Here is a 19,740-nt window from a genome sequence, read left to right on the forward strand (position 1 = left end):
CTTATTTTAGCCGGGCCCAAGCCGCGTTGCTCGGTCCCGGAGGCTGGAAGTCCCAAGAGCCTTGACCGTTTCGGTTCCCTGCACGAAGAAGCCCGCGCCTACGGAGGGAGGGCGCGGGCTGATCGCAGCATCGCCCGACCGGCAGCAATCTTGAGAGGGAACAAGACCATGCTGCACGTCCCGAACTTCCGGCTTAAACCTAGGTTCTAGCGAAGATCGGAAAAGCGGTGGGAGGACCTATTTTGCGTTGCATCTACCGACCCAACGGCAGTTTTGACGCTGAGACAAGTTCATCCTCGTCAGTAATACCGGCCGTATAATTTGCAAGGATCCGGGACGCGAGAGCCTCACGTAGATGTTCGGAGTCGCCCTCCCTCTTGAGCCGGTCGAACACACGGCCCAGCGTAGCTACTTCGGATGCGCCGAAGACGCCAGCTTCTTTAGCTTTTCGATAAATCGGCATACCACCCCCTCGGGCTAAAACATTCTGCGCAACTAAATACGATTCAGGACATCTCGGACAACAAAAAAGTCCAACGCGCCTTTTGGCACGGCGGGCCAGACGCCTTAGTCGTTCACCAAAGCGGCGATTTATATCTGAACAAACCCGCCTACCGCTTGGCAGCTAGCGACTTTGCTTCCCGGAGCAGCGATGGCCAATGGAACCCGAGGAAGAAGATAAGCTCTCGGGCCTGTTCTTCGGTAATGCCGGTTTCTTTGACCAAGCGTCGAACGACGATTTCAGGGTTGTTCGGCGCCCTATCCTGTTCGTCAGCCATGGGAGAAACTCCTTACGCTGCTAACTTCGCTATCTGGCGCTGGTTCCCAAGCGCGTGACGAAAAAGCCCCGCGCTGGCCTATCCAGCCGTATCGGCAGTTGGCAGCTTCGGCACGACGAACGTGGTCAGTGCTGAGAGGTCGCCGGCCGGCTGCTGGGGCGTCAGCGGCTCGAGCGGGGCCGGCGCAGTCGTAATTAGCCAGAGTGAACAGGTCCACTCGAAAAAGCCCGCCGCACCTTTCGGCACGGCGGGCGATTAATTGTACACAGGGCACGAGGGATTAGGCGGGGGTCATGTGCCCGGTGCGCAGAAACTCTACGCACCCCGCCGCCTGCCGCTGGTCAATCGGATGTTGAGGCAGCGGAAGCGCTGGCGATGAGAACAGGCATCACCGGCGACCAAGCTCAAGACCTCATCGACCGCCTCGGTGACGATCCGCTGGCACTCGATGAGGCGGCGCGGAGCCTTAGGGCCTCCGAGAGGTAACCGCCGGCTATCCAGGTAACCCATCGCTGTACTCGTAAGATCCCGCCGATTTCAACCTCCCCAGCGGCCCGCCGCATTGGTCGAGCAAATGAAGCCCGCGCCTCTCATTTCCTCGGGTTCGCTACGTTGGGCAGCCACTTCAATTGTCGGCCCCATGGCCCGCAGGTCCTCATAGGACCGAAACGGCACGCCCACGCCCGGACTTCGCCGTCCCAACCTGCTAACGAATGCCATGTTAGCTGCCGAAGGAAACCTACGCAGCGGCCGGCCGATGATCCCGAATATTTCGTTCTGCGGACCTTCTTCTTGCGCGATCCGCCTTTCCCCCATACGAAAGCGGAATAGCAATAGGAGTTGATGGATGGCCGAAGAGAACAATCGCCAAAACGCAGAGTTGATGGAATTGACCGCGGATACTGTCGCGGCGTTTGTTCAAAATAACGCAGTACCCGCAGCGGGCCTGCCCGATCTTATTTCTTCGGTGAACTCCGCTCTCGTTAGCTTGGCCAAGCCAGCTGTAGTTGAGCAGCCAACACAGACCCCGGCGGTCAATCCCAAAAAGTCTGTGTTTCCCGACCACATCATTTCCTTGGAAAACGGGCGCAAGTTCAAGTCGATGAAAACGGCACTTGGGCTTGCTTGGCATGACTCCTGAAGAGTCGAGCCAAGTGGGGGTTGGCCCGGGACTACCCTATGGTGGCACCAAGCTACGCTGCACAAAGGTCAGAGCTGGCGAAGTCAATCGGACTTGGTCGCAAGGCGGGCGCAAAAACGCCCAGCAAGAAGGAGCCAGCCAAGAAGGCACCAGTCAAGCGGTTGAAGGCCTAAGACCCTGCCTCAGGCAAGCGGACTAATGCGATAACGCGCCAATCTATTGCCGAAGACGTCGAAAGTGCCGCTGATCGCATTCCCCGGGCCGCTCGAACTTGCTCAACGGATGGCGCGGACTTCGTGACCCGAATTAAAACCAACCATACCAGCGGCATCATCTTTGGCGAGGTGCTACATCATGCCGATACCGATCGAGAGCACCTGCCGCTGAAGGGTGTTGGCTGAAAACGCAAAAAAGCCCCGCCGCTCCATTTGCGACGCGACGGCCCATGAGTGCCGGGCAATACAGAGCTCCGCAAGCCTCCAGACCACGGTAACAAACTGGACAGAGCCGCTGCCTGCTTCGATGGAACGGCTCCCCGTCGCTGGAGACCAAAAGCCACGAGCGGGCACTACAGGCCTAACTTCTCCCGGAGTGCATCAATGAGTTTAGAGGCTTCCGCCTTGCTGAGGCTGTCAGCATAGGCGTCAGGGTCGTCGGCCTGTTCGGCCAAAGTTTTCAAATAGGAGGCTTGTGCGGGGGTCATTGGGTCATCTCCGCTGACCCAATCTTCCGGGTCCTTTTCGACATTTGCCGGTGCCTCGATTTTTGGGTTGTGCCGGGCGCCCATGATCAATCTTACACTGGCGAAACGGCCGACCAGCGCCGCCCCGTTGCGGGCTTGCCTCCAGCCGGTTCGGAAACCGCCTCAAGAAAATGGAAACTTCTATCATCAGACATAGGCGCAGACATAGATTTACACAGATGAATTATCTGAAGTGGGCTGGTCGTTCTGTTAGGCGACTCGTGAAAGGGCTTGCTGATCCAGGTCGCACCTTGCCAGTCCGAAACGCCAGCGATGGTTCGTTGCCTCACGTCTGCTCTGGTAGAACAAGGTCAGTTTCCCGCCGTCGATCATCACCGTCGAATGGCCGTTCTCCCCAGGCTCACCAGGATCGAGCACGGGGCCGACCGAGACATAGGGCCCCTGGACGGCGTCGGCGATGGCGAAGAATACGCGCTGACGACTTCCGCGCGGACCGTCGGGAAGGAAGCAGGTGGCGTTGAGAAGCACGCGACCGTCAGGTAATTCGACCAGTTGGGCGCCCTCGATCCCCCATTCGTAGTCCGGATGCTCGCGCGCGTTGTGATGGGGAACGTCGAGATGGTCCAATATTTTGCCGAAACGTTTCCACGGCCCGAACCAGGAATCGGATTGGCTGCGCGCCAGATAGACGTCAGGCTGCGGCACCCTGGTGAATTTAGGCATGCCTGAATAGACGATGTAGCGCTTGCCGCCGATGATCGCCGGATGGGGATCGTAGATCCCGTCCTCATCGGTGTCCGGCAGGGACAATATCGCCGGATTCAGCACCACCCAATGAAAGCCATCATTGGAAACCGCATGCTCGCAACGTCCGCCAGACTTCATGAATTCGGTCTGGATAAACATGTGGAAAACGCCGCATTCATGGATGACGCCGGGCGCCGCTATGCCCGATCCGGTTACCGCCAAGTCGAGCGCCTCATGCTCAGTCCACGGCCCATAAAGGTCCGGAGCCGTGGCATGTAGTATTTTCCAGCTCTCGGTCGTGACAGTGCCGCTGGAACCGAAGACGTGCCAAAGCGTGCCGTCGAACACCGGACAAGGATCCTTCAGATCATCCACGGACTGCGGGTGAAACAACGGAAAGACGTTGATTTCAAAGTCGAACTTCATTCCTTGCGGCTCTCTCACGGTGGCTGCCTTCATCGGCCCATGCGTCGGGCCATCTGTGGCGACCAAAACGAATCATGCGCAGCTCATTAACTTTTATACCTGCGCTAATGAATGGTTGTTGAACGACTGAGCGGATTTCAGCCGTTCTGTGGCAATGCGCCACATTTGGCGAGATCTGAAGCTGCAAGGGCCCCCCGCCTTGGCCGAGGCGCTGTCCGTCGGGTGTTGGTAGCAGCGCCGCTTCTCTTCGAACAATTGCGCAAGTGGCCGGCTCCGCGGCTCCAGCCAATTAAAATCCGTGGAACAACTTACTCAAATGAAAGTTAGACGTACGGATGAAGGCCTCAGCAGGAGCATGCTTCGGTTAACATATGTTAATCTTAGAATTGCGAGCTATAACTAAAGGGATTCTTACATGAAAATAGCGGGCGGCAAAAAAAATAAACCAAATATCCTCCTAAAATCGTCTATTTTACTTTGCTTTTCTCACCTCAGGTGGAATTTCGTATACCAACGCCCGCAGCATATTCTGACGCACGCCTCAAAACAGCAGCAGCTAATTTACTTTGAGGAGCCGGTCTACGAGGAAACACGCTATCCTTCGATGCGGGTGAACGATCCGTCTGCAATGATCACAATCGTAACCCCGGTTCTTCCGGTCAGCATTTCCGCAACAAAGGCAGACGCCATCCAGCGCAGGTTCGTCGAACAGATCGTCAACTCAACTCCGCATGACCGGCTGACTATATGGTACTACACGCCCATGGCGCTGCGTTTCAGTGACCATCTAGTTTGCGATGTATGCGTCTACGACTGCATGGATGAACTCTCCGCCTTCAAGAACGCACCGGCAGAGTTGATGCAGATGGAAAAAGCGCTGTTCCAGCGCGCTGATGTCGTGTTCACGGGCGGGCAGAGTCTGTACGAGGCCAAACGAAGCCTCCATAGGTCGATTTTTCCCTTCCCCAGCAGCATCGACGTTGCGCATTTCCACAAGGCAAGAGAGCCCGGCGATGACCCTGTAGACCAGGCAGACATACCTCACCCGAGAGTGGGCTTCTTCGGCGTGATCGACGAACGGCTCGACGTTGAAATGATCGCACAGGCGGCTGCGGCAATGCCCGAAGTGCATTTCGTCATGCTCGGCCCGGTGGTCAAGATCGACCCGCTGAGCCTGCCGCGCGCAAGTAACTTGCATTGGCTGGGTGCCAAGTCCTACGCCGACCTGCCTCGCTATCTCGGGCACTGGAGCGCCGGCTGGATGCCCTTCGCGCTCAATGAGGCGACACGCTATATCAGCCCGACCAAAACTCCTGAGTTCCTGGCCGCCGGACTGCCGGTGGTCTCCACGGCGATTGTGGACGTCGTGCGCACCTATGGTGCCGAAGGCCTGGTCGACATCGTCGACGCCGAAGATGTCGAAACCAAGCTTCGGTCCGTTCTGTCACGTCCCCGGAATTTCCTGCTGAAGGAAGTCGATGCCTACCTCGCTAACATGTCCTGGGAACGAACGTGGGAAGCAATGGCTGCCCATATTCAGCGCGCCTATGCAATGAAAAGCATTGTGCCTTTGCGCCGGGGAGCCTGACCATGTTCGATTGGTTGATTGTCGGCGCCGGCTTCGCTGGCAGCGTGCTCGCCGAACGCATCGCATCGCGACGGCATGAAAGCGTCCTGCTCATTGACCGGCGAAATCACATCGGGGGCAACGCTTATGACTGTTACGACGAAGCGGGAATTCTGGTCCACCGCTATGGGCCGCATATATTCCACACCAACGCCCGATCGATCATCGACTATCTCTCGCAATTCACCAAATGGAGGCCTTACGAACATCGCGTACTGTCTTCGGTCGACGGAAAACTGCTGCCGATACCGATCAACCTCGACACGATCAATCGCCTGTACGATCTTGAATTGACGCCCGAGCAGTTGGAGGAGTTCTTCGCATCCCGGCGAGAAACGGTCGAGGAAGTCCGGACCGCCGAAGACGTGGTTGTGAGCACCGTTGGCAGAGAACTCTACGAAAAATTCTTTCGCGGCTATACAAGGAAGCAGTGGGGCGTCGATCCGGCCCAACTAAGCAAGTCCGTGACTGCGCGGGTCCCTACCCGGACCAACCGCGATGATCGGTACTTTGGCGACACTTTCCAGAATATGCCGGCTGGCGGGTATACACGCATGTTCCAGCGCATGCTGGACAACCCAAGGATCAAGATCATGCTGCAGACCGATTATCGCGAAATTCGCGAGAAGATCCCCTTTCAGCAGATGATCTACACCGGGCCGATTGACGAATATTTCGACTGGAGCCTTGGTCGTCTGCCTTATCGGTCACTGCGGTTCGACCACGAGACGCTTGATTGCGAGCAGTTTCAGCCGGTCGCCGTTGTCAACTATCCGCAGACGGAAAACTATACCCGCATTACCGAGTACAAGCATCTGACCGGTCAGCAGAGCCCGAAGACCAGCCTGACTTACGAATATCCAACCGACATCGGCGATCCCTATTACCCGGTGCCGCGGGCGGAAAACGAGGCGCTGTACAAACGCTATGAAGCACTGGCAGCGGCGTGCTCCGACGTGTGGTTCGTCGGGCGCCTAGCCACGTACCGCTACTACAATATGGATCAGGTCGTCGGTCAAGCTTTGGCGACGTTCGCGCGCATTCAACAGAGCCTGCCGGCAACCGGCACCGTGCAGATGCTTACGCAGCGGACGATGCTCGGCCAACATTCGGAGCAGTCCCCCACCTAAGTGGCCCGCTCCTTCTTCGACCGCTACGAAACACCTGCCGCGAACAATCTGCGCTGGCGATCCAATTCATCGGCAACCGGCTGGCGAAGACTGCGCGAACCGTCGGCATGAATCGTAGAGAACAAGCCGACTTCCGCGTGGCGCAAATTGTCCCAGCCGGGATACGCGGTTACCGGGTACAGACATATACCCTGAACCGGCGCACCAAGGCTCATCGCGCCACGGACCTCATCGCAAACATAATGGAGCCATGCCGGCCGGCCTGATCCTTCAGCGCCTGTCTCGGCGATGAACATGGGCTTTCTGTAGCGCTCTGCGACTTCGACCAACATTTCGGAAAGCGCCCGATATTCGTGGTGGCCCATCGGTATCGTTGGCCCCTGAAAGTACCATTGGTTGTGCGGATAAAAGTTAAGTCCGATGACGTCGACACAGTCCTCGCTGCCGCCCAATTCAGGCTCGGCACGGCCCGTCAGCATGTCATAGGCTTCAAACTGGCCCTGACGAACATTTTCCGCGCGCCGCTGCTCGGCACGACTACGGTCACGGGGCGCAACATGAATTAGCGGTTCAGCCCATACGAACCGGCAATCAGGTTCGGCATCGCGCATCGCCTTGACGCCGGCAACCGCTGCCCTCACAAGCTGTCGCTTGAACCAGCCCCGCTTCTTCGGCCCCACGCGTGGGAAATAGCCGACCTCTATCGCCCATGCGAAAAATGAGATCTCATTGATCGGGCACACCAGGGGAGCTACTCCCGTGACGGAGCGGTGGACCCGGACAGCTTCAGCGGCGAAGCGGACATAGGCTTCTGTAAAGTCTGGGGCGCCTTGGTCTACGTGATCTGGTGAGCCATAGTGGAACATATCCCAGACGACCTGCACCCCCGCCGCGTGGGCTGCTTCGATCATTGAAATCCAACCCGACCAATCGAAGACTCCTGGCGCTGTTTCAATCAGGTGCCAGCGCAAGCCGTCGCGGATCGTACGAAGCCCAAGGGCAGCACAGCTGCGATAGTCGCCGAGAGCATGTTTGTCGTGTGCGGTTGCGCGAATCAAATCGAGGCGCACTCCGTCGCCGCGCCGATGCGAGGAACATTCGAAGCCAGCCATGAAGAAACTGGCAAACTCGGACGGATATTCGCCTGGCAGACGCGCCGGCTCGTTGCTCATACGTGCAACCCGTCGGCCAAGGCTCGCGCCAGCGCTCCCGCTAGGCGATCGGCCATTGCTAGTTTCGACCTCCACCACAATTTCATCCGGGCCGCCATCACGTCGCCTCTGAGTGGTACGGGTGCAAGCGTCGAATGTTGACCAAGCGAGCGTGAGCGGAGCCGAGTCCAGGTATTGTCGGTGAGCAGAGGTCGACCTCAGGATGACAGACTGGCGCTCTCAAGCCGAGCCTCGTTGATCGTCGTCGCGCTGCATGGTCTCTCCTAATGGAATCCGAGGAAGGAGAATATCGCAAGCACGACAACGATACATCCGATGAGATGGCGCAATCTCCCCCACATTGCGTACCGAACTTGCCTGCGACCGTGAGGTTCCCCTTCGGCTGAAAGATTCTGGTTGGGCGGGCGACCCGCTAACTTACAATTTCTGCTCTTTATCCACGAAGGGACGCACGGCTATGATAATATATTGCAGGCGGCGCCCCGCACTGAATCAGCCAAATTCGGCAGACTGCGCCTGATTTGGTCGCGTCCAACGACGAGATAACCGAGGCTATCGGCGAGGCGGCTACTGCCCTGGGCCTGTTCGTGGCTTTCGATGAGCGCGAGTAGTTTCCGTTTAATCGAGCGCGTACTCTAAGCGCCAGCTCTGAAGCTTCTATCCAATCAAATAGTTTCCGATTAAATTAAGGTTATGGCAACGCTAACTAAAGACGTTTGTTCAGAGAGTTGATCATGTCGAGCTGCGCGATCTGCCAGTTAGGAGCGCAATCAAACTCTGCCACCGAAGCATGTCATGTTAGCGAGGAGCTTCAGCAGCGACTTGAGCGGCGAGAGCAGAAATTGCCTGACGAGACCCGCGGCTGCAAGTTCCCCTTCATGGCTCTCCACTGATTCACCCCTCCGGTCTTCGTGAGGACCGAACGACTTGGATTCCCTAGGGGATCAACCACATCAAGGGAGCCTTTGAGCAACTCATGAACTGCCCAAGAAGGTGCCTAAGTGGAAGAAAGCGGTCCAGTCCTGCATAGATGCATTTGGGACCGGATGATCCCACCAGGAGGTGCGTCAGGCCTTCGAGGCTGCCGCTAAGATTCCTTCGCTCCGACTAGGGCAGGACATCGTTGTACCGCAAAATGGGGCGAAAGGATCATTGGCCTGCCAAGCCCGGCGAAACATTTTGCCACCGCGGCAGTTATACTGCTCCGCGGACGAAATTCGAGCATGCCTTGAACGACATTAGATTGGCGATACCGCTGGTCGGCGAAGTGGAAGACTCCGCGCCGAGATCGGCTGCGGGCCTGCCTTGGATCAAGGTAGCCGGTTCCTATTTCGTCACCGAGGGCGGCGAGGCATGGACGCCGATCGGGCAGAATGATGCGGTAAGCTGGCCCGAACTCAATGCCCTGTTCCGGCGCGCCGATATGGCCGGCGTGGAAGATCATCTCCGTTGGCTGAAGGAAAGCGGCGTCACCTGCCTCAGGCTGATGCTGGAATATGCCCAGGTTCGCCACCGCTACTTCGAGAAGCCGCAGGGCCGCTTCGTGCCGGCCATGGTGCAACTGTGGGACGACCTCTTCTATCTTTGCGAAAAACAAGGCTTAAGAATCCTGCTCACCCCCTTTGATACGTTCTGGCAGTGGCTCCACTGGCGCCACCACCCCTACAACCGCAATAACGGAGGCGTGCTGGACCACCCCTCGCGATTCCTGGTCTGCACCGATACACGCCGCGCGATAAAGGCGAGGTTGGAATTCGTGATTCGCAGATGGAGCGGCAGCGGAGCCTTCTTCGCATGGGACCTCTGGAACGAGATCCATCCCGAGCAGGCTCAGGGCAGCGCGGACGGCTTCGGCGCCTTCATCCATGATCTCAGCGATTTTGTGCGCCGCTTGGAAACGTCACTTTACGGCCGCTCTCACCCGCAGACGGTTTCGCTGTTTGGACCTGAGCTTCGCTGGCGGCCCCACATGCCGCTGCCCGCGCCGATCTTCCGCCACCCAGACCTCGATTTCGCCTCCCTCCATCTCTATGAGGAGGGCACAATTGACGACCCCAGTGACACGGTGGCGCCGGCGCTCGGCATGGCGCGGATCGTCGGAGAGGCGCTTGGTGAAATTCTTGACGGCCGCCCTTTTCTCGATTCCGAGCACGGCCCGATCCACTCGTTCAAGGACAAGAAGATCACGCTCCCCGAACCTTTCGACGATGAATACTTCCGCCATTTGCAATGGGCTCACCTGGCGGCGGGGGGTGCCGGTGGCGGCATGCGGTGGCCAAACCGCACCCCGCACGTGCTCACCCCCGGCATGCGGCGGGCGCAGCGTTCGCTGGCCGACTTCCTGCCCCTGATCGACTGGGCTTCGTTCCGGCGTGTCCATCTCGGCGACAAGATGCGGGTTTCCGGTCCCGACATCGCGCCGGTCGCCTGCGGCGACGATTCCCAGGCAGTGGTCTGGCTGGTTCGCAGCGACACGATCGGGCGAAACGGCATGCTGCGTGCTGGCACTGCGCCCATTCCTGCCGTCTTGGAACTGCCCGGGTTGGCTCGCGGCACCTATCGCGTCATCGCCTGGGACACCGCGGCCGGCAAGCAAACGGCGGAATGGCAAGCGAATTCGGACGGCTGGCTGAAGCTTGATGTGCCGCCGTTCTCCGCCGATGTCGCGCTTGCCATCCGCGGGGTCTGAGCAGGATGGGGACTGCGCCTGAAGGTATTCATACGCTCGCGATCTGACTTGCCATACCCCATGATGAGCCGTCCTTGCAAACTCGTCGCCAATGCTGATGTCAGTGATTGCGCCAAGCGAAGTTGCGCGGAGATTCCAAGTGATCTGCGCGCTAATTGTCGTGCTCGCCCGAACGCGACTGCTGGTCGGCGGCATCGGCCGATCCGCCCAGCGTGTCGGCGACCGTGGCACCTCGCGCACCCATCGGCTGATGCGCACCTGTGGTGGTGTCCTTGGCGGTCTGATGCTCCATCTCGGCATTCAGCTCCGCACCCACAATCAGGACAATCACGGAGATCCAGGTCCACATCATCAAGCCGATGACTGCCCCCAGGGCTCCATACGTCGCGTTGTATTCGGCGAAGTTTTCAAGATAATAGGAGAATCCTATCGAGACTGCGATCCAGACCACAGCCGCGAGGAAGGCGCCCCATGTCGCCCATTGCCACTTTGCCCTTTCGCGGCTGGGGCCGTAGCGATAGATCAGCATAATCCCGAGGCCGACCATGATCAGCATCATCGGCCACCGAAAGATCCGCACAAGGGCTTCGGTCCAGCCGCCGAGGTTCAGCAGCGCAAGCATGGCCGGCACGATCCCCACCGAGACGATAAACCCAATACCGATGAGGATGGCGCCAAGTGTGAAGCTCAAGGCCAGGAGATTCAGATGGATAAAGCCGCGCTTTTCACTCTCCTCGTAGGCGATGTTCATGGCTTCGAATAGCGTCTTGATGCCGTTACTGGCGCTCCACAGTGCGACGGCAAGGCCGAAGATGAAGCCGAAGCTGAGCGCGCCAGTCTTCTGAGCGGCCAAGGACGCAAGCTGAGATCTGATAATATCCAGACCGCCCGAAGGCAGTATGCCGCCAAGGAACGCAATGTGCTCAGCGATGGTCTGAGGATCGGCGACGAAACCGTAGATGGACACGAACGCGGCAAGCGCTGGAAAGAGGGCAAGGAGCAGATAGAATGCGGCCCCGGCCGCAATCAGCATAACACGGTCCTCGGTTACCTCAGCAAAGAGGCGCCACAGCACGTCCTTCCAGCCGCGGCTGGGAATCTCTGACGGCCATTCGGCATCGCGCCCGCGGCCCTCCCGTCCGGCCCGCCGCTCAAGTTGCACTTGAACTTCGTAAGCGTCGTCGGTTGTTTTCTTCGACATGGCTGCCGGCCCGGAGCATCTTCTTCGCGGGGCAAACGTGTAATAGCGCCAAAGGATGCAGGTGCAGACCTGCGCTCACAAATAAACATCCGCCGGCTGCAGAAACACTGCGCCATTCCCATGCGACGAGGCCGAGGAGAAACACGATGGGTTACTCTCGATTTGGAGTCGTTATCGAGGACGCGCTTGTGCTTGCCGAGCGGACTGAGATCTGACGTTAGGGGCGGTCGTTCGGCAGTGCTGAATGACCGCTTCCAGCCGGAGCAGTTCTCTATCCGCCGACTTCATAGACCAGAGCGAGCATCTCAATCGGCGGTCCAGCCGCCATCGACAACCAGCGCGGTCCCGGTGACCAGGGCCGACGCATCGGAAGCAAGGTACACCACCGCTCCCATGAGATCCTCGACCCGTCCGAGGCGGCCGAGCTTGATCTTGGACAGCACGTCCCGCGAGAATGCCGGATCCTCAAGATAGGGCCGCGTCATCGGCGTCTCGACGAAAGTGGGGGCAATGGTGTTGACCCGGATGCCATTCGCCGCGAGTTCCACCGCCATGGCTTTGGTAAGCCCCTCCAGCGCGTGCTTTGAAGCGCAGTAGAGGGTGCGGTTAGGCGCTCCAACAAGACCCATCTGCGAGGAAATGTTGATAATCGAACCGCCGCGACCGTCTGCGATCATGCCGCCGACGACTGCCTGGCTGACGAAATAGGCAGCACGGACGTTGAGGTCGAAAATCGCCGCAAAATCCGCCTGTGTCGCCTCAATCATCGGCTTTGGCCGATTGGTGCCGGCATTGTTGACCAGAATGTCAAAGGGAGCCATTGAGCCCAGTGCGGCGCGGACCTGATTGAGGTCGGTCACGTCGATAAGGGCCGCTTTGGCGTAGCCGCCACGCGCTTCGATCGCAGCAGCGACCGCTTCCACGTCGGTGGCCGTGCGCGCGATCAGATGCACCTGCGCACCCGCGTCGGCAAGCGCGGCTGCTATCGCCACGCCCAGTCCACGGCCGGCTCCAGTCACCAGGGCGCGGCGGCCGTCAAGGCGAAAGGATGGCGTCACCGGCAATGCGAGGCCAGGATCTTGCACTGCGCTCACTCGGCCGCCTCGGCGTAAGGCACGTTCCTTCCGCCATAGCGTCGCACGCGGATATTGGCCTGCTCGGCATGACCGAGGAAGCCTTCCAGCACGCAAAGGCGGGAGCAATATTCGCCAATCATGGCTGAAGCCTTATCGGTGAGGATACGCTGGTAGGTGCAGGTCTTCATGAACTTGCCAACCCACAAGCCGCCTGTGAACCGGGCGTTGCCGAGCGTCGGCAAAGTGTGGTTGGTGCCGATGACCTTGTCGCCGTAGGCGACGTTGGTGCGCGGTCCTAGGAAGAGCGCACCGAAGTTGGTCATCCTGGCCAGGAAGTAATCGGGATCGCGGGTCATCACCTGGACATGCTCGGAAGCAATGCGATCGGCCTCCGCCAGCATCTCCTCATCGGTGTCGCAGACGATGACCTGGCCGTAATCGATCCAGGCCTGGCGGGCGATCGTCGCGGTTGGGAGGATTTCGAGGAGCCGCTCTACCTCTATGATGGTGTCTCGGGCCAGCCGTTCGGAATTGGTCAAAAGGATCGCCGGCGAATCGGGGCCGTGTTCGGCTTGACCCAGAAGGTCCGTGGCGCAGAGCTCGGCATCGACCGTTTCGTCGGCGATAACCAGGGTTTCGGTCGGCCCGGCCAGCAAGTCGATGCCGACACGCCCGAACAACTGACGTTTGGCCTCGGCCACATAAGCGTTGCCCGGCCCAACGAGGAAGTCGACCGGAGCGATCGTGGAAGTGCCGATCGCCATCGCAGCGATCGCCTGGATGCCGCCAAGAACGTAGATCTCGTCGGCACCAGCCAGCGCCATCGCCGCGATCACCGCCGGCGCCGGCTTGCCGTGGAAGGGTGGCGTCATCGCAATGACGCGTTTCACGCCGGCGACCTTCGCGGTGACGACGCTCATATGCGCGGACGCCACCAACGGATACTTGCCACCCGGCACATAGCAGCCGACGGAATTCATCGGAATATTCTTGTGCCCAAGCACCACGCCAGGCAGCGTTTCCACCTCGACGTCCTGAAGTGCATCCCTTTGAATCTCCGCAAATCGCCGGATCTGCGCCTGAGCGAACCGGATATCTTCCAGATCCCGGGGCGCCACAGCGGATATGCATTCATCGATCTCAGCTTGCGACAGGCGGAAACTGTCGGGCGTCCATTTGTCGAATGTTTCTGAATAGTGGCGCACGGCTTCGTCGCCGCGCTGCTCAACTGCAGTCAACACAGATTCCACCGCCGTCTTGACGGAGGTATGGTCGTTGGCCTTCTGGACCGATGAACGGCCTTCTTTCAGGACACGGATCATTGCAGCACCTCGCTTAGAAGCCGACCGAGCGGAGATAGGCGAGACTGGCCCGCGCATCCTCCGCCGGATTGAGTGAAATCGTCGGATCAATGTCCTGTTCGACTGTAGCGGCCCCGTCATAGCCGGTATCCCGCAAAGCCTTCGCCAATTCGACCCAGTCGACAACGCCCTTGCCCAGCGGGCAAAAAACCTTCTGCTCGATAGCAGCGAGAAACGGTATGCGGTCTGCTAGTACGCGCTTATGGACGACGGGATCGATATCCTTGAAGTGGAAGTAGCGCACGCGACGCTGATGCCGTCGGTAGAAAGCGACGGGATCGATGCCGGCATAGGCCATGTGGCCCGTATCTATGCAGATGCCGACCCGGCTAGGGTCCAGCCTGTCCAGGACGGTCTCGAATTCGTCCTCGAATTCGATGTAGCAGCCGGCATGCTGGTGAATGACAGGCATAACGCCATGGGCGAGCGCCAGGTCAGCAATCCGGTCGATCAACCCGACAAGATGGTTGAGCCGCTGCGCATCGATCGGCTCTGCTAGGTCACGCCGCCCTGCTGTGTTCATCCGTTCCGGTGAGATATGGTCGATCGTGACAAGGTACTTTCCGCCGGCAGCAGCAAGCAGGCGCACGGTGCGGTCCGCAACATCGAGCACGGATTCAGCCTTCTCCGGACTGTGGAGATCCTGGAAGACGAACCCGGCAATGACTGTGAGGTTGCGACGTTCGAACTCGGGGCTCAGAACCGCAGGATCCGTCGGATAGTACCCGTAAGGCCCCAGCTCGGTGTAGCCGTAACCGGCAGCGCTGATCTCATCCATCACATGCGGCCATGCCGGGTTTTCGGGATCGTCGGCGTAGTCGACCCCCCAGGAAACGGGCGCGTTGGAAAGCTTGACGAGCATCTGGATATCCCCTGGCTGAGTATTTGCATTGCCATCCGTTTCGCGGCAGCGGCGGATCAGCATAATCACATGTTGCATAGCAATGCAATATTTGGTTGCATTGCTATGCAAATTGGCGTTTGGTAATGACAGCCCGTTCATGGCGGGTGGTTTTCATAACTAGGGAGGAAGCCATGCTAAAGTGTTTCAGGAGAAAGCTTGCCGTCGGACTTGGGGTTCTGTCGCTCGCGACAACGCCCTCGTTGGCCGGCGATCTCGCCAACGTCTATGTTGGCGTCGGCAGCGCGTCCAGCGAGTACTGGGCGGCGTTTATAGAGGGAGCAAAGGCAGTTGCAGGATCGAAGGGCAAGGATGTCAATGTCATTGTCAGCGATTTCAACGGGCAGAAACTGCTCGAGCAGTTCGGGGCGGTGTTCGCGACCGGCTGCGAAGGCTGCGCCATTGCCGTCGACCCCGCGTCCAACGCCTTTACCAAGGCAATTATAGAGCGTGCCGGTGATGCCGGTGCCAAGATTGTCAATCTGTGGAACCGGCCCGACGAGATTCACCCCTGGGATACGGCACCTGATGCCTGGGTTGCCAACATATCGTTTGATGGCGTGGATTCCGGTTACCGCAACGGCATGGAACTGTGCAAGGCGCTCAAGGGGAAGGGCAACATCGTTGCCCTTCAGGGCATACCGGACAATCCGCCGGCCAAGCAGCGGCTCGCGGGGCTGGAAAAGGCGGTTGCCGAATGCCCGGGGCTGAAGCTCCTCGATGTCCAGGTCGGAAACTGGGATCAGACCCAGGGCCAGAGCATCACGCGAGCCTGGCTTACCAAATACGGCAGCGACCTCAACGGGATATTCTCTGCCAATGACGGCATGGCTCTCGGCGCAGTAGCGGCGCTACGGGAACAGGGCCTTGCCGGCAAGGTTCCCGTCACAGGTTCCGACGGATCAAGCGATGTCATGCAGCTTATCAAGTCAGGTGAGATGCTCTCGACGATGTACATAGATGGCTATGTCCAAGGCGCAACGGCCACAGCACTGGCCGTTGGCGTCATCACCGGCGACATCGACCTTGCGAAGCTGGGCAAGGAGCAGCGTGACTTCTACCTGTCGCAGACCCTGGTCAACAAGGACAATGTCGACGCGATCCTCACCAAGAAGAACGATCCGGCTGCCTTCAGCTATGACAAGGTGAAGGCCAATTTCTGGGCCGCCTCGGTCGGCCAGATCCCCGCCGGTGCCAACAAGTAAGCTGGAAACTGGTCGGTCATGACACTTACCCAACATGCGGCCGGCGGAGCCTCCCCACACACAAGTGCGGGGAGGTCAGCGGATCGGGCAAAGGTTGCAGCAGGGCATCGATTTCCGCTCAAGGAGCTCGGTCCGGTCGCGACGCTTGCAGTTCTCGTGCTGGTCTTCTCGCTGACAAACGCGCAGTTTCTGACGGCTGGCAACCTGAAGGTCGTTCTTGAATCGAGTGCGATCCCGGTCGTCCTCGTCGTGGGCCTTTCCTTCATCCTGGTTCAGGGCTCAATCGATCTGTCGATCGAAGGCGTCATGGCAGGATCGAGCATGCTGGTCTCGCTGCTCATCGCCAATTCGGTGACAGGTTTCGATCTGGGCTGGTGGGCCATCCTGGCGGGCGCCTGTCTCGGCTCAGCGTTTGGCCTGGTCAATGGCCTTGCCTATACGGTCCTGCGACTGCCGTCCCTGATCGTCACACTCGCAACCTGGTTTGTCGGGCTGGGCATAGCCACCCTGCTTTTTCCGGGCAGGCAGCCACAAATTCTTGATGAACGGCTGACGCGTCTGGCACTGGACAAGAGCCTTGGCGTCTCCGCCCTTGTTTTTCTGGCGCTCGCTGTTGCAGCACTTGGATGGTTTCTGCAGACCTATACTCAGTTTGGGCGAATGTCCTACGCCATCGGCCGCGACGAGAAGGCCACGAGGCAGTCAGGACAGCATGTCCGCTTTCACAAGATCCTGGCTTTCGTGCTTATGGGGCTCGTGTCTGGCGTTGGCGGAGTCATGATCTCTGCGCAGCTCGCCGTCGGCAATCCCGCAGCCGGCGAGGGCTTCCTGTTTCCGGCAGTCAGTGCCGCCGTGATTGGCGGAACGCTGCTCAGTGGCGGCACTGGCGGCGTACTCCAGTCGATCATCGGGGTCTTCATTCTCGAGGTCCTGCGCAACGGCATGATCCAGCTTGGCGTCGACCCCTACCTGCGCCATGTGGCCGAGGGCCTCACCATCATCGCAGCTCTTGTTGTGGGCAACTGGAGCCTTCGCGGGCGGCTGAGGATCGTGAAATGATCCCGGTTCTCGCTGCGACTGGCATTGGCAAGACCTATCCGGGCGTGCGTGCGCTGCACGATGTGAGTGTAGAACTGCGCCATAACCAGGTTCTTGGTCTCATTGGCCAGAATGGTTCGGGCAAGTCGACGCTTCTCAAGATCCTTTCAGGCATGGAGCAGCCGACCACCGGCAAGATCCGCCTGCGTGGCGTTGACACCGTTGTCCGGTCGCCTCTGGCTGCGGCGAGCATGGGGATAGGGCTGGTCCACCAGGAGCAGTCGCTTATCCCCAATCTCACGGTTGCCGAGAACATCTTTTTCGACAAGCCGTCGCCGCACCGCCGATTCGGCATCTATAACTGGAGAGGTCTCAACCGGGAGGCCGCCCGCCAGCTCGCAAAGCTTGAGTGCGATATCCGTCCAGACATCAAGGTCGAGACGCTGAGCTTTCCGGACCGGCAGATGGTCGAGTTCGCCAAGGTGCTAGCAATCGAGGAACTGGTGGACCAGCCGCTGGTCATCTTGTTTGACGAACCAACGTCGCTGCTCAGCCCATCGGAGGTTGACGATCTGTTTCGCCAGATCAGGCGGCTGCGGGCACGCGCATCGGTCGTTTTTGTGTCGCACCGGATGGACGAGGTGCTGGAGATCTCCGACCGCGTGCACGTCATGGTCAATGGCGAGAATGTAGCGGAAAGAACCCAGGACACCACGAGTCACGAGGAACTTTACCATCTGATGGTCGGCTCGCGACGCTCCGACGACTACTATCAGGAAAGCGGTCGCGGGCCGGTCGAGGCGTTCGAGCCGCGGCTGGTGGTCCGGGGACTCACCGCGCCCGGCAGGTTTCGCGATGTGTCCCTCTCGGTCCGGCCAGGCGAAATCGTGGCCGTCACCGGCGTGGCCGGCTCGGGTGCCGAACCCTTCTGTCGTGCCATCTTCGGTGCCGAGGACGGTGTGAGTGGCAGCGTCAGGGTCGCCGGTGTCGAACTGGGTTCATCCGAGATGCCCGATGCAGCAATTCGTGCCGGCGTCGGGTATGTCCCTGCCGAGCGGAAGCTCGAGGGCGTCATAGTCGGACGCACCGTCCTGGAAAACATCGTCCTCACCTTTGGCCCGCAGATGGGACGGGGCGGTCTGGTCAACCGGAAAAAGGAAACGGCGCAGGCCCTTTCCTGGATCAACAGGCTCAAGGTCAAGACGCCATCACCTGTCGAATATGTCGAGCGATTGAGCGGAGGCAACCAGCAGAAGGTTTCTCTCGCAAAATGGCTGATGTCGGATCGTCTGCAGATTCTCATCCTCGATCATCCGACCCGTGGCCTTGACCCTGGCGCCAAGGCCGATCTCTTCGGTGTCATGAGGGGGCTCGCCCGCCAGGGGCTGGCGATTGTCTTCGTCTCGGAGACGCTCGAGGAGACGCTGGGCATGGCAGACACAGTGATAGTCATGCGTGATGGCGAAGTGTCGGCCAGATTTGAGGACCTTTGCCTGCGCAAGCCGAGAGCCGAAGAAATTGTCGAGGCAATGGTATGAGTGGCGACATTCCAGAAACACGCGCTGGCCGGGCCGGCGAACAGTCGGCATCGATCAGGCGGATTGAAATTGCCCGCAAGCTCAGATCAATCGCTGTTCCCGCGATCGCGCTTGTCGCACTGTTCTCGGCCATCGCATGGGTCCAGCCCAAACTTCTGTCGCTGCGCGCACTTGCCGGACTGACAACAGACGCTGCGCCGCTGCTTATGCTGGTGATGGGCAGCGCGGTCGTAATCCTGCTCGGCGGCATCGACCTGTCTGTCGCGACCATGGCCTCGTTTGCGGCGGTTGCCTTCGTCATCCTCAATCCGACCCTGGGGGAACTGGCGTTTGTCGCCGTGATCGTTCTTGCCGGTCTCATTGGCGCGTTGCAGGGTTTTGTTCACCACCGGGCCCAGATTCCGTCGTTTGTCGTAAGCTTCGGCTCTCTGGGAATGCTCTACGGAGTGACCCATTTCATTTCGAATGCTACCGCGGCCCCGCTGTCGCAACCATCGGCGATCATCTCCTTCTTCGGCAGCCGCACCGCCGGACTGCCGAACGGGGTGATTGTTGTTCTCGTCTCGGCCGCCATCCTCGGCGCCCTGTTCCGGTTTACCCGCCTTGGTCGCGATATCTTTGCAGTCGGCGCTTCAGAAAGGGCGGCCTTCCTGTCGGGCGTCAGGACCCTGCGCGTAAAGGTGCTGGCCTTCGCCATTTCAGCGATCTGCGCGTCTGTCGCCGGCCTGCTTCTGCTTGGGCAGACCGGGTACAGTTCACCTGCAATGGCGAACAACTACCTGCTTCCGGCGATCGTCGGAGTGGTGGTTGGCGGCACTGCCATTTCGGGAGGCATAGGGGGCGTTGCCTGCGCCCTGGTCGGTGGACTTATAGCCGGACTGGTGCGCATCGGAACTGTCATCGTCGGGCTCAATCCCGCCTACCAGAACATCGTCTTCGGCGTGGTCATAGTGATTGCCGTCGCCATAACGATCGATCGCGAGAAAATTGGCATCATCAAGTAGGA

At 59.4% G+C, this 19,740-nt stretch carries 15 protein-coding genes and 1 pseudogene; 8 read left to right on the forward strand and 8 right to left on the reverse strand.

Annotated elements, in window-relative coordinates; all coding sequences use genetic code 11:
• Nucleotides 1-611: 611 nt before the first annotated feature.
• On the reverse strand, nt 612-779 hold the full coding sequence (locus NMG80_RS30145) for a hypothetical protein (protein ID WP_254021493.1): 168 nt from the start codon (nt 777-779) through the stop codon (nt 612-614).
• 847 nt (nt 780-1,626) lie between these two features.
• On the opposite strand from NMG80_RS30145, the pseudogene NMG80_RS38040 reads away from it, so the two are divergent.
• A pseudogene (locus tag NMG80_RS38040) lies at nt 1,627-2,093 on the forward strand (Ros/MucR family transcriptional regulator).
• Between the two features lie 395 nt (nt 2,094-2,488).
• Here the strand turns inward: NMG80_RS38040 and NMG80_RS30155 are convergent.
• A complete protein-coding gene (locus NMG80_RS30155; protein ID WP_254021494.1) occupies nt 2,489-2,707 on the reverse strand; it encodes a DUF3072 domain-containing protein in 219 nt (72 codons plus the stop codon).
• Nucleotides 2,708-2,872: 165 nt separating this feature from the next.
• Complete coding sequence (locus NMG80_RS30160) at nt 2,873-3,796, reverse strand: glycoside hydrolase family protein (RefSeq protein WP_254021495.1); 924 nt, start codon at nt 3,794-3,796, stop codon at nt 2,873-2,875.
• Between the two features lie 415 nt (nt 3,797-4,211).
• On the opposite strand from NMG80_RS30160, the gene NMG80_RS30165 reads away from it, so the two are divergent.
• On the forward strand, nt 4,212-5,384 hold the full coding sequence (locus NMG80_RS30165) for a glycosyltransferase family protein (RefSeq protein ID WP_254021496.1): 1,173 nt from the start codon (nt 4,212-4,214) through the stop codon (nt 5,382-5,384).
• Nucleotides 5,385-5,386: 2 nt separating this feature from the next.
• Nucleotides 5,387-6,553 (forward strand): UDP-galactopyranose mutase, encoded by a 1,167-nt coding sequence (glf, locus tag NMG80_RS30170; protein WP_254021497.1) that lies wholly within the window; start codon nt 5,387-5,389, stop codon nt 6,551-6,553.
• 23 nt (nt 6,554-6,576) lie between these two features.
• On the opposite strand, the gene NMG80_RS30175 is transcribed toward glf, so the two are convergent.
• On the reverse strand, nt 6,577-7,725 hold the full coding sequence (locus NMG80_RS30175; RefSeq protein ID WP_254021498.1) for a glycoside hydrolase family 1 protein: 1,149 nt from the start codon (nt 7,723-7,725) through the stop codon (nt 6,577-6,579).
• A 1,228-nt stretch (nt 7,726-8,953) separates the two neighbouring features.
• Here NMG80_RS30175 and NMG80_RS30180 point away from each other — a divergent pair.
• Nucleotides 8,954-10,414 carry a glycoside hydrolase 5 family protein gene (locus NMG80_RS30180; RefSeq protein ID WP_254021499.1) on the forward strand — a complete coding sequence of 487 codons (1,461 nt, stop codon included), beginning with the start codon at nt 8,954-8,956 and terminating at the stop codon, nt 10,412-10,414.
• Nucleotides 10,415-10,565: 151 nt separating this feature from the next.
• On the opposite strand, the gene NMG80_RS30185 is transcribed toward NMG80_RS30180, so the two are convergent.
• From NMG80_RS30185 to NMG80_RS30200, 4 genes are all read right to left on the reverse strand, one after another.
• On the reverse strand, nt 10,566-11,615 hold the full coding sequence (locus NMG80_RS30185) for a YihY/virulence factor BrkB family protein (RefSeq protein WP_254021500.1): 1,050 nt from the start codon (nt 11,613-11,615) through the stop codon (nt 10,566-10,568).
• 305 nt (nt 11,616-11,920) lie between these two features.
• Nucleotides 11,921-12,709, reverse strand: a complete 789-nt coding sequence (locus NMG80_RS30190) for an SDR family NAD(P)-dependent oxidoreductase (RefSeq protein ID WP_436798722.1) — start codon at nt 12,707-12,709, stop codon at nt 11,921-11,923.
• The gene (gene hisD, locus NMG80_RS30195; RefSeq protein ID WP_254021501.1) at nt 12,706-14,013 is read right to left on the reverse strand and encodes a histidinol dehydrogenase; all 1,308 of its coding nucleotides are present in this window, start codon (nt 14,011-14,013) and stop codon (nt 12,706-12,708) included. The genes NMG80_RS30190 and hisD overlap by 4 nt, the downstream gene beginning before the upstream one ends.
• Before the next feature lie 13 nt (nt 14,014-14,026).
• Nucleotides 14,027-15,055, reverse strand: a complete 1,029-nt coding sequence (locus NMG80_RS30200; protein ID WP_254021502.1) for a TIM barrel protein — start codon at nt 15,053-15,055, stop codon at nt 14,027-14,029.
• Between the two features lie 32 nt (nt 15,056-15,087).
• Here NMG80_RS30200 and NMG80_RS30205 point away from each other — a divergent pair, with 32 nt between their 5' ends.
• The 4 genes from NMG80_RS30205 to NMG80_RS30220 are packed head-to-tail and all read left to right on the forward strand — an operon-like array spanning nt 15,088 to nt 19,738.
• Nucleotides 15,088-16,158 carry a sugar ABC transporter substrate-binding protein gene (locus tag NMG80_RS30205; RefSeq protein WP_254021503.1) on the forward strand — a complete coding sequence of 357 codons (1,071 nt, stop codon included), beginning with the start codon at nt 15,088-15,090 and terminating at the stop codon, nt 16,156-16,158.
• An 18-nt stretch (nt 16,159-16,176) separates the two neighbouring features.
• Nucleotides 16,177-17,217, forward strand: coding sequence for an ABC transporter permease (locus tag NMG80_RS30210; RefSeq protein ID WP_254021504.1), 1,041 nt, complete (start codon nt 16,177-16,179; stop codon nt 17,215-17,217).
• On the forward strand, nt 17,214-18,734 hold the full coding sequence (locus NMG80_RS30215) for a sugar ABC transporter ATP-binding protein (protein WP_254021505.1): 1,521 nt from the start codon (nt 17,214-17,216) through the stop codon (nt 18,732-18,734). Before NMG80_RS30210 ends, NMG80_RS30215 begins: the two co-directional genes overlap by 4 nt.
• Nucleotides 18,731-19,738, forward strand: coding sequence for an ABC transporter permease (locus NMG80_RS30220; protein ID WP_254021506.1), 1,008 nt, complete (start codon nt 18,731-18,733; stop codon nt 19,736-19,738). The genes NMG80_RS30215 and NMG80_RS30220 overlap by 4 nt, the downstream gene beginning before the upstream one ends.
• Nucleotides 19,739-19,740: the final 2 nt, after the last annotated feature.

The organism is Mesorhizobium escarrei (genome assembly GCF_935825525.1).
GTDB lineage: Bacteria > Pseudomonadota > Alphaproteobacteria > Rhizobiales > Rhizobiaceae > Mesorhizobium > Mesorhizobium escarrei.

What these genes read in the sequence shown, in the direction of transcription:
- NMG80_RS30145 (WP_254021493.1), bottom strand. Translation starts at nt 779, where the DNA reads ATGGCTGACGAACAGGATAGGGCGCCGAACAACCCTGAAATCGTCGTT.
- NMG80_RS30155 (WP_254021494.1), bottom strand. Translation starts at nt 2,707, where the DNA reads ATGGGCGCCCGGCACAACCCAAAAATCGAGGCACCGGCAAATGTCGAA.
- NMG80_RS30160 (WP_254021495.1), bottom strand. Translation starts at nt 3,796, where the DNA reads ATGAAGTTCGACTTTGAAATCAACGTCTTTCCGTTGTTTCACCCGCAG.
- NMG80_RS30165 (WP_254021496.1), top strand. Translation starts at nt 4,212, where the DNA reads ATGAAAATAGCGGGCGGCAAAAAAAATAAACCAAATATCCTCCTAAAA.
- glf (WP_254021497.1), top strand. Translation starts at nt 5,387, where the DNA reads ATGTTCGATTGGTTGATTGTCGGCGCCGGCTTCGCTGGCAGCGTGCTC.
- NMG80_RS30175 (WP_254021498.1), bottom strand. Translation starts at nt 7,725, where the DNA reads ATGAGCAACGAGCCGGCGCGTCTGCCAGGCGAATATCCGTCCGAGTTT.
- NMG80_RS30185 (WP_254021500.1), bottom strand. Translation starts at nt 11,615, where the DNA reads ATGTCGAAGAAAACAACCGACGACGCTTACGAAGTTCAAGTGCAACTT.
- hisD (WP_254021501.1), bottom strand. Translation starts at nt 14,013, where the DNA reads ATGATCCGTGTCCTGAAAGAAGGCCGTTCATCGGTCCAGAAGGCCAAC.
- NMG80_RS30200 (WP_254021502.1), bottom strand. Translation starts at nt 15,055, where the DNA reads ATGAACGGGCTGTCATTACCAAACGCCAATTTGCATAGCAATGCAACC.
- NMG80_RS30205 (WP_254021503.1), top strand. Translation starts at nt 15,088, where the DNA reads ATGCTAAAGTGTTTCAGGAGAAAGCTTGCCGTCGGACTTGGGGTTCTG.
- NMG80_RS30210 (WP_254021504.1), top strand. Translation starts at nt 16,177, where the DNA reads ATGACACTTACCCAACATGCGGCCGGCGGAGCCTCCCCACACACAAGT.
- NMG80_RS30215 (WP_254021505.1), top strand. Translation starts at nt 17,214, where the DNA reads ATGATCCCGGTTCTCGCTGCGACTGGCATTGGCAAGACCTATCCGGGC.
- NMG80_RS30220 (WP_254021506.1), top strand. Translation starts at nt 18,731, where the DNA reads ATGAGTGGCGACATTCCAGAAACACGCGCTGGCCGGGCCGGCGAACAG.